The organism is Paenibacillus sp. FW101-FHT12H11, from assembly GCF_058790355.1.
Genome location: NZ_JBYTCO010000002.1, coordinates 729,782 through 743,446 on the forward strand (window position 1 = coordinate 729,782; position 13,665 = coordinate 743,446).

The window sequence follows — 13,665 nt, forward strand, 5'->3', positions numbered from 1 at the left end:
GTATAGGTGTATAAAAAAAGCCGCCATACCCAGTAGATTGAGGGTAAATAGCGGCTCTTTTTCATTTCTATAAATTAGTAAGACAGTATTTAACTTGCTTGCTTTACCAAAAGCTTACTTTCCTCATTCAATCCAATGCAAATCACCGTTTTGCCCAGCTGCTCATACTTCGCAATGGTTTTAGCGATAGCCGTAACAGCGGAGTGATCCCAGACGTGCGAACTGCCAAAATCAATCGTAATTGTCTCGGGGTCGTTTCGATAATCGAATAAATCAATAAAATAAGTCATTGTGCCAAAAAACAACTGACCGGAAACCCGATATGTTTTTGCTCCGTTAGCGTCTATCGAGGTAAAAGCTTTAATCTTGGCCGATCTCCAACCAAAAATGAGCGCACTTAACGTAACACCGGACAAGACCCCAATCGCTAAGTTGGACGTTGCAACAACGATAGCGACAGTGATCACCATGACTAACGCGTCGCTTCTTGGAATTTTGGCTATCGTTCTCAGGGATTTCCAATCGAAAGTGCCTATAGAGACCATGAACATGACCCCGACCAATGCCCCCATCGGAATTTGCTTAACGACATTACCAAGCACCATGATCAAAAATAGCAAAAACACGCCGGACACAAAGGTGGATAGGCGCGACCTTCCTCCTGATTTCACATTAATCACCGTTTGGCCGATCATCGCGCAACCTGCCATCCCGCCAAAAAAACCGGAAAACACATTGGCAATGCCTTGCCCGCGAACTTCTTTGTTTTTATCGCTTTTTGTTTCTGTCATTTCATCCACGATCGTAGCCGTCATCAAGGATTCCGTAATACCGACCACGGCCAAAGCCAAGGAAATCGGAAGAATCACTCCTATGGCTTGCAAAGAGAGATGGAAGTCAGGGATATGGAAAAACGGCAATGTCTGCGTGATTTCCCCCATATCTCCTACCGTACGCACATCTAAATGCAAATTGATCGAAATGATCGTCATCACAATAATCGCGACCAACGCAGAAGGGACGGCTTTGGTTATCCGCGGCAGTCCATACACAATGACCAAGGTGCCTGCTACCATCGCGTACATCTGCCAACCCGCACCTGCAAAGCTAGGGAGCTGAGCCATGAAAATAATAATGGCCAGGGCATTTACAAAACCAATAACAACAGAATGCGGAATGAAAGTGATAAATTTGCCGAATTTGAACACACCCATGAGATATTGAATGATACCGGTTAAAATGCTGGCGGCGAATAGATATTCAATGCCATACTTCGCTACCAAAGGCCCCATCAGAGAGGCCATCGCGCCTGTTGCTGCCGAAATCATCCCCATCCGGCCACCGGTGAATGAGATCACTAACGCAATGATGAATGAAGCATACAAGCCAACCATCGGGTCTACCCCGGCTAAAATGGAAAACGCAATCGCCTCGGGAATTAAAGCCAAAGCCACCGTTATTCCGGACAAAACATCCTTTCGTACGTTAAAAAACCACGAATCCTTCCATTTCCCGTACAACTAGATTCACTCCTCGACTGATAAAAGATTTGATTTTGATTTTTCGCTTTCAGAAAAATCCACACCGTTATTGGCAGTACTTATTATACATAAATCTCGCCAATGTCTCTACGCACAAAAAATAACCGTCCTCCTAATGGAGAACGGTTATTTTCGTTATTGCGCAATCTGATCTTTGATCGATTGCAAAATTTTCTTTTCCAATCGCGATACCTGCACTTGGGAAATACCCAGTCTGCTAGCGACCTCCGACTGTGTTTGATCCCTGAAATAGCGGAGGTAGACAATGAGCCGTTCCCGCTCCGAGAGCGTCCCGATGGCTTCGTTGAGCGCAAGCTTCTCGAACCACTTCTCTCCGCTTTCGTCGGAGATTTGATCCATTAACGTAATGGGATCCCCGTCGTTTTCAAAAACGGTCTCATGAATCGAAGAAAGCGGCTTATTCGCTTCTTGCGCGAAAACAACTTCCTCCGCCGTGATCATAAGCTCTTCTGCCACCTCTTTAATCGTAGGAAGCCTGCCAAGCCTTTTCGATAACTCGTCCTTCGTCTTGCGAATCTTGTTAGCCAGTTCTTTGAGCGAACGGCTAACCTTGAGTGTTCCGTCATCCCGAAGGAAGCGCTGAATTTCGCCGATAATCATCGGCACCGCATAGGTTGAAAACTTCACATCATAGGACAGATCGAATTTGTCAACGGACTTGAGCAGTCCGATGCAACCGATCTGGAACAAATCTTCGGCTTCGTATCCCCGGTTCAAAAAACGTTGAACCACAGACCAGACCAAGCGGATATTGCAGCTGACGAGTGTTTCTCTGGCGAGTCCATCTCCGGATTGGCTGAGGGCGATTAACCGTTTGACTTCCGAATCGTCTAAATAACTGTGAGAAGCATGCTTCAGATCGACATCCATAGATCAAACCCCTAATTGTATAAAGCTTTTTTAGATTCAATTCGCTTCAACATGTTTATTTTGGTTCCGATTCCGACGGCCGTCACAACTTCCACTTCGTCCATGAAATTTTCCATAATCGTGAATCCCATTCCGGAACGTTCGAGTTCTGGCTTGGATGTGTAGAGTGGCTGTTTCGCTTGTTCCAAATCATCTATGCCTGAGCCCTGGTCCTCAATCGTAATTCGGACTACGTCATCCTCAATTTTCGTTGTAATGGTAATTACACCATCCGGTTTATTGTTATACCCATGAATAATCGAATTCGTCACAGCTTCTGAAACGACCGTTTTGATATCGGTTAGTTCATTCAAGGTTGGATCCAACTGTGAAACGAAAGCAGCAACAGCGACACGTGCAAAGGCCTCATTCTCGGAACGGCTGGCAAACTGCAGCGTCATGAAATTGTGCTCACTCATAGTGCAACCTCCAAACTGGACATTGCATTACGTTCGTTATCCTGAATTGATACGATCTTGAACATTCCGGAGAGCTCGAACAAGCGATAGACAGCAGGCGAAACATCACATACGACCATCTTGCCGCCTTTACTCGTGATTTGCTTATAGCGACCGAGAATGACGCCCAGACCTGAACTGTCCATGAACGCAAGATCTTTCAAACTCAGGATCAAGTGATGCGTATGCTCTTTGGCAATCGCTTCCTCCATCCTGGCTTTGACGACATCGGCAGTATGGTGGTCCAGCTCGCCTTTCAATCTAACAATCAGCGCTCTTCGGCCTTGCTCGAATTCAATTTGCAGGCTCAACCTGTTCACTCCCCTCAGCTGAGAGACTTTGAGCTACACTCAAAGATCCCTTAAATAAGTCTTGAAACTTAAGTTTCTACAACTGAGTTGGGAACTCCTGCCACCCCGACAAAACTAGAAGAAAAGCGCTAAAACTAGAAGAAAAGCCTGATTATTCGCGAAATCTCATCAATTATCTGTATGGAACATGTGCGAGGTCGTCCGCTTGAACAGCTTCCACCAAGATGCTTTATCCACAGCTACTGGCGACTCAAGAGGGTACTCCGTCAGCACATTATCCCCGCTGAATACGACAATTTTACCAATCGGTTGACCCAGCGTGATCGGTGCTCGCAAGTTTGGCTCCAACTGCAGCTCATGTCGAATGTTATCTGTTGCCGTGCCCTTTTTCATTAAAATGCTGTAATTTTGCTTCGCAACTAACGGCACTGTCGAAACCTGCCCTTTGTTTACGGTAAAATTCCCCAGGCTATCGCCTGATTTGAATAAAGGATAGTTGGTATATTGGGCAAAAGCGTAATCAAATAGCTTCGTGACCTCCGCATTTCGTGTTTTGGTGTTCGGTTCTCCGAGCACGACAGCCACGACACGCAAATTATCCCGTTTAGCCGTTGCCGATAAACAGAATTTCGCTTCGCTGGTGTAGCCGGTTTTGAGGCCGTCTGCGCCGCTATAGAAGCGTACAAGCTTATTCGTATTTACCAACCAGAAAGGATTTGGTGATTCTTTGCGCAGGTAATCCTGATAAGCACCGGTAAATTTCGTTATCCCTTCATGCTTAAGCAGTTCTCTGGACATGACAGCAATATCATTGGCTGTTGTATAGTGATTGGCGACCGGCAGCCCGTTGCAGTTCGAAAAATGCGTATTTTTCATGCCAAGCTGCTGCGCGCGTTCGTTCATCATTTGCACAAAATTTTCTTCGGATCCTGCGATTTTCTCGGCCATCGCCACCGAGGCGTCGTTGCCAGAAGCCATCGCAATGCCCTTCAGCATTTCCTGGACCGTCATTTCTTCGCCCGGCTCCAAGAAGATTTGTGAACCTCCCATAGAAGCTGCGTATTCGCTGACCCGGACTTTCTCATCCATTTTAATATTGCCTTTGTCAATGGCTTCCATGATGAGAAGCATCGTCATGATTTTCGTAATACTAGCTGGCGGAAGTTTGGTGTCTTTGTTTTTCTCCGCAATGACTGTGCCCGTGTCTGCATCCATCAGTACCGCGGATTGCGCATTCGGCGTTAAATCGACCGTAGGCGCTTTTTTCTCTTCCGCATAAGCAACCGGTAAGATCAGCATCACACATAACTGTAAACAGATTAAACTTATTAGCCCTTTTTTTCGCATAGCCTTTGTACCCCTCCTGTGAGATTATGAAGTGAAAACCAGACGCTTGCAGCTGGAATGACTGCTAATCAGTCTTGACGATTTTCCATCAAAATATTCCAAAGGAGGGAAAATAAAAAAGCTATCCCAAAGGTCTAAAAACCTGAGAGATAGCCTCTTGCATAAGTACGAGTGTGACCCTGATCTACACGATCACATCATAGATCAATTGCACGGGAGCCGGCTGACCAGGAGCAATCCGATAAGCCCCTTGAATCATTGCCATGACTTCCTGTACATCTTCTCGATTGGCATGAATGGTGCAAATCGATTCTCCAGCCTGGACAGCGTCGCCAATCTTCTTATTCAAAGTCAGACCTACTGCGTAGTCGATCTGATCCTCTTTCTTGGCGCGTCCTGCGCCAAGCAGCATGGCCGCGATTCCGATATGCTCGGCATCGATTTGATTCACATAGCCATCCCGCTCGGCTGGCACTTCAAAACGATAGCTCGCTGTCGGCAGCAGCTCCGGTTGATCAACCACCCTCGGATCGCCTCCTTGGCTCGCTACAAACCGTTTGAACGTCTCTAGCGCCTTCCCGTTCATGACAATGTCGCGAACAGCTTCCTGCGCCGCTTCAAAGCTCTCAAACACTTTGCCTAGCAGCGACATATATGCCGCTACGGAAATCGCGACTTCAGTTAGCTCCTTGTCGCCAGTGCCGCGCAGCACTTCGATGGATTCGCGGATCTCGTTAGCATTGCCGATTTCGCGGCCAAGCGGCTGCTCCATATCCGTGATCATCGCAATCGTATTGCGATTCAATTTCACGCCGATATCAACCATTGTGCGGGCAAGCACTCTTGCATCATCGACGGTTTTCATGAAAGCGCCGGAGCCGATTTTCACATCAAGGACAATCGCGTCTGCGCCCGAGGCAATTTTCTTGCTCATGATGGAACTGGCAATCAACGGAATGGAATCTACTGTCGCTGTTACATCTCTTAGAGCGTACATCTTCTTATCCGCAGGAGCCAAGTTGCCACTCTGGCCAACAATCGCAATTTTATTCGTATTGACTGCTGTAATAAAATCCTCTTTCGATAATTCAATCCGGAAGCCCGGAATCGATTCCAGCTTATCAACGGTACCGCCAGTATGGCCAAGGCCCCTGCCTGACATTTTGGCGACCGGTACGCCGAGAGAAGCGACGATCGGGCCGACAATCAGACTGATTTTATCCCCTACTCCGCCAGTCGAGTGTTTATCTACTTTAATCCCGGCAATCTCCGACAGATCAATCATTTCCCCTGATCCAGCCATGGCCATCGTCAACGCGGATATTTCCTCACTGATCATGCCATTGAAGAAAATCGCCATCAACAGCGCTGACATTTGGTAATCCGGAATATCCCCTTTTGTGTAACCCTGTACGATAAACGTGATCTCTTGCTCGGTTAAAACCTCACCGGACCTTTTCTTATGTATTAAATCAACCATTCTCATGTGAGTTCCTCCTTCAATAATAAATCGAAAAAAGGGAGCTGCTTGAGCCCCCCTTTGTACTAGTATTCTCTTTTATTGTACAACTAATTTAGCTTTCATTTTAGCATGGCCTTCGCCACATGGCAGTACGCAATCAATCTCATAAGTTCCCGGTTTGTCAAACGTAATTTCTTTTGAAGGGTTTTCTTTATCCAGCTTGACATCCAACCCTTTAATTTCGATTGCGTGTACGCCTTCTTTCAAAGACAAGGAAACTTTCGTAGGCTCGCCACTTTTGATCGTGTAATCGGTCGAGTCAAATTGCCAGTTAGAGGCTGCAATCTTAAGCTGTTGAATTTTGCTGCCGGCTTCCTCTGCTGCTTTCGCCTCTTGGCGTTCAGAGATATCTTGAAAGAGGACTCCCAGCCCCAGTGCGCCCGCAACGATAAATAACACAAAGAAAATCCACTTTTGCATGCATATCCCCCTCATAATGTGTTCACTTCATCTATTCTACCTAACATCGCGAGACAATCCCATACAGGTTTAGTGGCAAATCTTTGAATATTTTGTGACGGAATTGTGAATGAATCCTCGTAAAAACATCCCCCTTATCGGGGGATATTAACCTTACTATTTCCCACACGGATGCAAATTACACACCGTTCAGCCTCTCCCGAATTTGGAAGCCGCGGAACCCTTTATCCCAGTTGCACGTCACGCACAAAGGCTTTGACCAAAGCAATGAACTTCGGTTTCGTCCGATTGGCCACCGCGACAACCTGTTCATGTGTTAGAGGCTCAAGCTCCTCGCCCACCGCCATATCAGTAATACACGAAATCCCTAACACCTTAAGTCCCGCATGACGGGCCGCGATGACTTCACCTACGGTGGACATCCCGATCGCATCGCCGCCAATGCGAGCCAGCATCGTCAGTTCAGCCGGTGTGCAGTAAGTAGGTCCCGTAATCCCTGCATAAACGCCTTCCTGAAGCTTCAGAGGCACGCCGTCCTCTCCCACTACCGTTTGGGCCAGCTTATGCGCAAGCTCGCGATACTCGCGGCTGTACGCTTCGGACATATCCGGGAAGCGAACACCCAACTCGCTGTGGTTAGGTCCGATTAACGGATTGTCACCCGTCATGTTGAGATGATCGCTAATCACCATGAGATCACCGGCTTTGAAGCCGCGATTCATGCCGCCCGCCGCATTCGTCATAACAACGGAATGAACGCCGATTGCTTTCATGACATACACAGGAAAGACAACCTTTTTCATATCATAACCTTCGTAATAATGAAAACGCCCCTGCATCACGATGACTTGCTTGCCTTCAAGTGTTCCTGCGACAAAACGGCCTTCATGCCCTTCAACCGTTGAAACCGGGAAGTGCGGCACTTCGCTGTAATCAATCGCAATCGGATTTTCCACCTGATTCGCCATATCGCCAAGCCCTGAGCCCAAAACCAGCCCGATAGCAGGTGCGACATCCCCTAATTTCCCTTTAATAAACGCTGCTGCTTCATTAATTTTCTCTATGTACGTCAATGCCATGTTGAATCTCCTTATCTGATAAATAGCCTTAATTTGTAATTAAATAGCCTCAATAATGCCCAGTACCAATTTCAAAAACTTAGGTTTAACTTTCTCCGTAGTTTCCATCACTTCTGCGTGGGAAAGAGGCTGATCCAAAATTCCGGAAGCCATATTGGAAATACAGGAGAAACCAAGCACCTCAATGCCTGCATGACGGGCTACGATCACTTCAGGTACAGTAGACATACCTACGGAGTCACCACCCAGTGTACGGAACATACGGATCTCTGCCGGAGTTTCATAGTTAGGTCCGAGCAGTCCGACATAAACGCCTTCTTGCAGTTTAAAATCTTGCGATGCCGCCACATCATGCGCCAATTTACGCAGACGTTTGCTGTACGCTTCCGACATATCCGGGAAACGAACGCCTAGTGCGGAATCATTGGGTCCAATTAATGGATTGCGGTACGTCAAATTCAAGTGATCGCTAATAACCATCAAATCGCCGACTTGGTAAGACTCGTTAATGCCTCCAGCTGCGTTCGTGACGATCAACGTTTCCACACCCAGCTCTTTCATAACGCGAACAGGGAATGATACGGTTTCAGCCCCATACCCTTCATAGGCATGGAAACGGCCTTTCATGACCAATACTTGCTTGCCTTTAATCGTACCAACAACCAACTCCCCCGCATGGCCTTCAACGGTTGATACCGGAAAGTGCGGAATGCGCGAATAGTCAACGACGATCGGCTGTTCGATTAAGTCAGCAAGCACGCCGAGTCCTGAACCTAAAATAAGTCCGATTTGCGGTTTAATCTTTGTTTCTTTCGAAATAAAGGCGGCAGCCTCTTGAATCTTTTGAATCATGGATGTTTCTGACATGTTATATTCCTCCTTGGCTTTTTCAGTTGGGCAGTCGCTTTATTTGAGAAGATGCAGGAAACTCTCGCCTTGCTCTGTAGGTTTTACGCCGAAATTATCGGCAATGGTAGCCCCAAGATCAGCGAATGTTCCACGAATTCCCAGAGAAACAGGAGCCTCAAAGCTCGGGCTGAATAGCAAAATAGGCACATACTCGCGTGTATGATCGGTTCCCGCATGCACGGGATCGTTGCCGTGGTCTGCTGTAAGAATCAGCAGGTCCTTCGGACCTAGCTGCGCTTTGAGCTGCGGTACGAAGCTGTCGAACTCCTCCAAGGCTCGGCCATAACCTTCAGGATCGCGGCGATGACCATATAACGAGTCAAAATCAACAAGGTTGGTAAAAGCCAACCCCTTGAACGGCTCGCCAAGCACTTCAATCGTCTTCTGTATGCCGTCTAAATTGCTTTTTGTGGATGTCGCTTTCGTGACGCCCTCGCCGTCAAAAATATCATTGATTTTTCCGATAGCAATGACATCATATCCCGCGTCCTTCAAGTGATTCATCACGGTCGGCTCCGGCGGCTTCACCGCATAGTCATGCCGATTCGGCGTACGCTTGAAAGCGCCCGGCTGGCCGACATAAGGTCTCGCAATGACGCGGCCAACTGCAAATTCACCTTGGGTTAGACGTCTGGCAATTTCACAAGCGCGGTACAGCTCTTCAAGTGGAATCACATCTTCGTGAGCCGCCAACTGGAATACGCTATCCGCCGACGTGTAGACGATCCAAGCCCCAGTTTTCATCTGCTCTTCGCCAAGCTCGTCTAGAATTTCTGTCCCAGAGGCTGGTTTATTTCCAATGACCTTGCGCCCTGTCTCCTGCTCAAACTGCGAAATCAATGCTTCCGGGAATCCATCCGGATATACGTTAAACGGTGTAGAAATTCGTAGCCCCATCAATTCCCAATGCCCCGTCATCGTGTCTTTTCCAACCGACACCTCGGCCATTTTGCCATAATATGCTTCTGGCGCGTCAGCGGCCGGGATGCCTTTTATCTCAGCGATACTGCCTAGACCCATACGCTGCAAATTAGGAAGAGAGAATCCGTTCACTCTCTCCGCGATATGTCCAAGCGTGTGGCTGCCTGTGTCGCCAAACGCTTTGGCATCCGGTAATTCGCCGATGCCTACGCTATCCAATACGATTAAACCTATTCGTTCAAAGCGCACACTTGTCCCTCCAAATTGTTCACAATGTTATCCACCCTTGATTATCGCATTTCCACTCTATGAATGCAAAACAGCAGCTTTCCCTTTTCCTTCAGGAAATCGCCGCTGTCATCTTTACATATTCGCTCTCGGGTGAGCGCGGTTGTAAACATCTTTCATTTTGAGCTTGGTAACTTGTACATACAGCTGTGTGGACGAAATATCGGAATGTCCGAGCATCTCTTGGACGGATCTTAAATCTGCGCCATTTTCGATCAAGTGGGCAGCGAAAGAATGCCGCAAGGCATGAGGTGTGATTTCACTTTCAATCTTCATCTCATTTGCGTATCTTTTCAAAATTTTCCAAAAGCCCTGTCTCGTCATCCGGGTCCCTAAGTGTCCGATAAATAAAGCTTCTTCGTCCGCCGACTTCTTCAACAATTTCTTGCGATCCTTATGTATGTAGGCGGATAAGCAGCGAATAGCGATTGAACTAAGCGGGATATTACGCTCTTTGTTTCCTTTTCCCATACAGCGAATGAAGCCAAGTTGCAATTGAACGTCATCAACGTTCATCGAGATCAGTTCAGAGACGCGAATTCCCGTTGCATACAGCAGTTCAAGCATCGCTTTATCGCGCACGCCGCTCACAAGCTCAAGATGAGGCGCATCCAGCAACTTGCCAACCTCTTCGACAGAAAGCACCTTGGGCAGTTTCTTTTCGGGCTTAGGCGCTTCAATGAAAAGGGATGGATCTGCATCCACCAATCGTTCTCTCACCAGATACTGATAGAAAGCACGGATCGAAACGAGATTCCGAGACAAGGTAGCTGTAGCTCTGCCTAACAATTTTAATTGGGACAAGAAACCCGCAATATTGGCTTTGCTTGTTTCTTTCCAAGCTGTAATCCCCTGCCGCTCTAAATAGTCAACAAACTGCTGCAGGTCTCTTTCGTAAGATTCCAGTGTATTCTTGGATAGTCCGCGTTCTACAGACAAAAATCGGATGAAGGATTGCAAATCAACCATCATCATGTTATGTAGCTCCTTCGTTAACCTGCCATATTTCTAACAGATAGCATTCAACGATGGACCTCCGAACTCCTCTTTTATTCACCATACCAATAAAATAAGCGCAGCCTGTCACTCATTTTATCTGACTCCGGAAACGAGGCATGCTCATGCTGTCCAAATACCTTGACGGAATTGCCCGCTGGCGCGCGGTAGCGATTCACAGGCTCTATCCAGCTGGTGAGTACTACCATCACTTGATACAAAACAACCGTCAATGTCATGAAAAGCAATATAAAGCGCAAGCGAACAAGTAATTTTCGATAGGAAAAAATCATAGGCCAGGTCCCCATTTCTGTCCTTTTCTTTAGGACAGGATATGAGGCTCAGGCCCTGTTTATGACAGATCGGACAACTTCACATACGGCATCCCCAGCGCTTCAGCAACAGCTGGATGGGTTACGCTGCCTTTGTATGTGTTAACCCCCAATTGCAGAGCATAATTAGCTGTGATTGCCTCTGTTAATCCTCTATTGGCAAGCTCCAAAGCGTAGGGCAATGTTACGTTCGTCAAGGCAAGCGTCGAAGTGCGCGGGACTGCGCCGGGCATATTCGCTACCGCATAATGCACCACGCCGTGCATCTCATAGGTAGGGCTGCTGTGCGTGGTCACCCGGTCAATCGTTTCGATGGAACCGCCTTGATCAACGGCGACATCCACGATGACAGCGCCTGGCTTCATCGTTTTGACCATCGCCTCTGTCACCAGTCTTGGCGCTCGCGCTCCCGGAATAAGCACGGCCCCGATCAAGAGATCCGCTTTGGCAACGGCGCTTGCTATATTAAACGGATTCGACATCAAGGTATTCAGCCGACCACCGAAAATATCGTCCAAGGAACGCATCCGATCCGCGCTCCGTTCGATAATGGCGACATTCGCTCCTAAACCAAGCGCCATCTTGGCTGCATTGGTTCCAACAATGCCTCCGCCAAGGATGACAACATTCGCTGGCGGCACGCCTGGCACGCCGCCCAATAGAATGCCGCGCCCGCCATAAAACTTCTCCAGAAAATGAGCGCCGATCTGGACGGACATACGACCGGCGACTTCGCTCATTGGCGTTAGCAGAGGAAGCGATCCATTGGCAAGCTGAATGGTTTCATAGGCAACACCTGTCACCTTCTTGTTCAACAGGTGGTCTGCCAAATCTCCCGCTGCAGCCAAATGCAAGTAAGTGAAAAGCACCTGTCCCTCGCGAAAATAGCCATATTCGGCGGGGAGCGGTTCTTTCACTTTCATAATCATATCGCTGCGCGCCCATACTTCAGCGGCATCCGCTATAAGAACGGCGCCTTCCTTGGCATAATCCTCGTCGCTGAACCCGCTGCCCGCTCCGGCACCGGCTTCAACGAGCACTTTATGTCCTGCCATAATAAGCGTCGTTGCTCCGCCGGGAGTCAAAGCGACGCGGTTTTCATTATTTTTTATTTCCTTCGGGACGCCGATCACAAATAATTGCTCCGTCATTCGCGTCTACCTTCTTTCTCATGAACGTTAGTCATAATGTACCCATGCTTCCAGTCCAATTATGTGGAAGGAGATTCTATTTTCTAATATCCAGTATATGAGAAATAAGCAAAAATGCCTGTACGCACCACATGTGCTTACAGGCATTTTCTTTGTATAAACAGCTTTATTCCGCGCTGTTATTTTTGGATTTGTCCAATGAGTCCGGTTTCCCTCGTTCGTTACAGCGATAGCATATACCTTGAAAATCAAGTCGATGATCCAGTACTTGAAAATGAAAATCCTTATCCAGCCTTTCTTCCAAAGGCCCGAGCCAGTCTTCCATAATTTCGTCCACGGTCCCGCATTGAACGCAGATTAAATGATGGTGATGGTGACGCGTGCTGTCATCCCGCAAATCATAACGAGCTACGCCATCGCCAAAATTCATTTTCTCCAAGACATGCAGCTCACTCAGCAGCTCTAATGTTCGGTACACGGTTGCCAGACCGATTTCCGGAGCTTTATCCTTCACAAGCATAAACACGTCTTCGGCACTTAGATGATCTTGTTCATTTTCTAATAGTACACGCACAGTCGCTTCCCGTTGAGGGGTAAGCTTGTACCCTTGGGATTGCAACTGCTGCTTAATTTTCTCAATCCTTGCTTCCATATGCCTCCCCCTCAGAAAGGTGGGCATCCAAGCCCAATTTTAGCCACTCTTTTCATTATAGGGGGAGCTTACTGACAAAGTCAAACAGAAACGTGTTGTTTTCTGTCATCCATAGAGCGGAACCAGCATCGGAGTGACCCATTTCATCATCAATTGCGACACATATCCCTCCCAAAGTGCTGCCCCAAGAAGGAAAACACCCATTAGCAGCGTCAATGTTGTGAAACGCATGAAGGGTTGGTACATGTTGCCATTGCGGCTCATAAACCGATTTTTGATCATATAAATGGAAAAAGACATCGCTGCAACACTACAGAAGAGAATCGCCGGAATGACGATCAAATTTTGCGGAGCTACAGAAACCAGCGCGAACAACATGCCTTTCCAGGACATTTGACCGACCAGATAGCCGACTGTAAAGCCGATCAGCACACCCTTGAGGAAATCCAGCACAAGGATGAGCGGAAGGCCAATCACGGACAGCCCAAACAACCAGATCAGTAAAATCCACTTCATGTGCATGCCAAAAGATTGAACGAACGACTGCCTGCTGTCAAATTCGCCGCCATCATTAATCTCATGGAAAAAACTCCCCAAATGACGCGTCATTTCCTGCTTTTGCTCCAAGGAAAGCGCATTAACCATCACGGCACCGAACACAACACCAATGAGAAAGAGTACGGAGACGAATATAAACAGCGGCAAATTGTCCTTCATATATTGTTTCATCGTTAGGTTCCTATTCACTCTCGCAGCTCCTCCCGTGTGTACAACCTCTACAAAGACAAGCTTATGAGCGAGAGCTGGA

15 protein-coding genes are annotated in these 13,665 nt (G+C 47.6%); all 15 read right to left on the reverse strand.

Features of this window, described 5'->3' with window-relative positions; all coding sequences use genetic code 11:
* Window positions 1-89: 89 nt before the first annotated feature.
* A complete protein-coding gene (locus AC3WTJ_RS09010; RefSeq protein WP_492521497.1) occupies window positions 90-1,520 on the reverse strand; it encodes a SulP family inorganic anion transporter in 1,431 nt (476 codons plus the stop codon).
* A 156-nt stretch (window positions 1,521-1,676) separates the two neighbouring features.
* On the reverse strand, window positions 1,677-2,432 hold the full coding sequence (gene sigF / locus AC3WTJ_RS09015) for an RNA polymerase sporulation sigma factor SigF (protein WP_029192952.1): 756 nt from the start codon (window positions 2,430-2,432) through the stop codon (window positions 1,677-1,679).
* Window positions 2,433-2,443: 11 nt separating this feature from the next.
* Entirely contained in the window at window positions 2,444-2,890 is a 447-nt protein-coding gene (gene spoIIAB / locus AC3WTJ_RS09020; protein WP_127458239.1) for an anti-sigma F factor, read from the reverse strand.
* Window positions 2,887-3,240: an anti-sigma F factor antagonist gene (spoIIAA, locus tag AC3WTJ_RS09025; protein ID WP_492521498.1), complete on the reverse strand. Its 354-nt coding sequence runs from the start codon at window positions 3,238-3,240 to the stop codon at window positions 2,887-2,889. Before spoIIAA ends, spoIIAB begins: the two co-directional genes overlap by 4 nt.
* A 168-nt stretch (window positions 3,241-3,408) precedes the next feature.
* Window positions 3,409-4,587 carry a D-alanyl-D-alanine carboxypeptidase family protein gene (locus tag AC3WTJ_RS09030; RefSeq protein ID WP_492521499.1) on the reverse strand — a complete coding sequence of 393 codons (1,179 nt, stop codon included), beginning with the start codon at window positions 4,585-4,587 and terminating at the stop codon, window positions 3,409-3,411.
* 184 nt (window positions 4,588-4,771) lie between these two features.
* On the reverse strand, window positions 4,772-6,073 hold the full coding sequence (locus tag AC3WTJ_RS09035; protein ID WP_492521500.1) for a pyrimidine-nucleoside phosphorylase: 1,302 nt from the start codon (window positions 6,071-6,073) through the stop codon (window positions 4,772-4,774).
* A 72-nt stretch (window positions 6,074-6,145) separates the two neighbouring features.
* Window positions 6,146-6,529 carry a cytochrome c oxidase subunit II gene (locus AC3WTJ_RS09040; protein WP_127458235.1) on the reverse strand — a complete coding sequence of 128 codons (384 nt, stop codon included), beginning with the start codon at window positions 6,527-6,529 and terminating at the stop codon, window positions 6,146-6,148.
* A 224-nt stretch (window positions 6,530-6,753) separates the two neighbouring features.
* Window positions 6,754-7,608 (reverse strand): purine-nucleoside phosphorylase, encoded by an 855-nt coding sequence (locus tag AC3WTJ_RS09045; RefSeq protein ID WP_492521501.1) that lies wholly within the window; start codon window positions 7,606-7,608, stop codon window positions 6,754-6,756.
* A gap of 39 nt (window positions 7,609-7,647) precedes the next feature.
* The gene (locus AC3WTJ_RS09050) at window positions 7,648-8,475 is read right to left on the reverse strand and encodes a purine-nucleoside phosphorylase (RefSeq protein WP_315949179.1); all 828 of its coding nucleotides are present in this window, start codon (window positions 8,473-8,475) and stop codon (window positions 7,648-7,650) included.
* A gap of 39 nt (window positions 8,476-8,514) precedes the next feature.
* Window positions 8,515-9,687 (reverse strand): phosphopentomutase, encoded by a 1,173-nt coding sequence (gene deoB, locus AC3WTJ_RS09055; RefSeq protein ID WP_492521502.1) that lies wholly within the window; start codon window positions 9,685-9,687, stop codon window positions 8,515-8,517.
* 114 nt (window positions 9,688-9,801) lie between these two features.
* Window positions 9,802-10,698 carry a site-specific tyrosine recombinase XerD gene (gene xerD / locus AC3WTJ_RS09060; protein ID WP_127458249.1) on the reverse strand — a complete coding sequence of 299 codons (897 nt, stop codon included), beginning with the start codon at window positions 10,696-10,698 and terminating at the stop codon, window positions 9,802-9,804.
* Between the two features lie 77 nt (window positions 10,699-10,775).
* Window positions 10,776-11,015: a DUF4227 family protein gene (locus AC3WTJ_RS09065; protein ID WP_407872121.1), complete on the reverse strand. Its 240-nt coding sequence runs from the start codon at window positions 11,013-11,015 to the stop codon at window positions 10,776-10,778.
* 59 nt (window positions 11,016-11,074) lie between these two features.
* Complete coding sequence (gene ald / locus AC3WTJ_RS09070; protein ID WP_492521503.1) at window positions 11,075-12,205, reverse strand: alanine dehydrogenase; 1,131 nt, start codon at window positions 12,203-12,205, stop codon at window positions 11,075-11,077.
* 166 nt (window positions 12,206-12,371) lie between these two features.
* Window positions 12,372-12,857: a ferric iron uptake transcriptional regulator gene (gene fur, locus AC3WTJ_RS09075; RefSeq protein ID WP_127458229.1), complete on the reverse strand. Its 486-nt coding sequence runs from the start codon at window positions 12,855-12,857 to the stop codon at window positions 12,372-12,374.
* A 105-nt stretch (window positions 12,858-12,962) separates the two neighbouring features.
* The gene (gene spoIIM, locus AC3WTJ_RS09080) at window positions 12,963-13,604 is read right to left on the reverse strand and encodes a stage II sporulation protein M (RefSeq protein WP_309492296.1); all 642 of its coding nucleotides are present in this window, start codon (window positions 13,602-13,604) and stop codon (window positions 12,963-12,965) included.
* Between the last annotated feature and the right edge of the window lie 61 nt (window positions 13,605-13,665).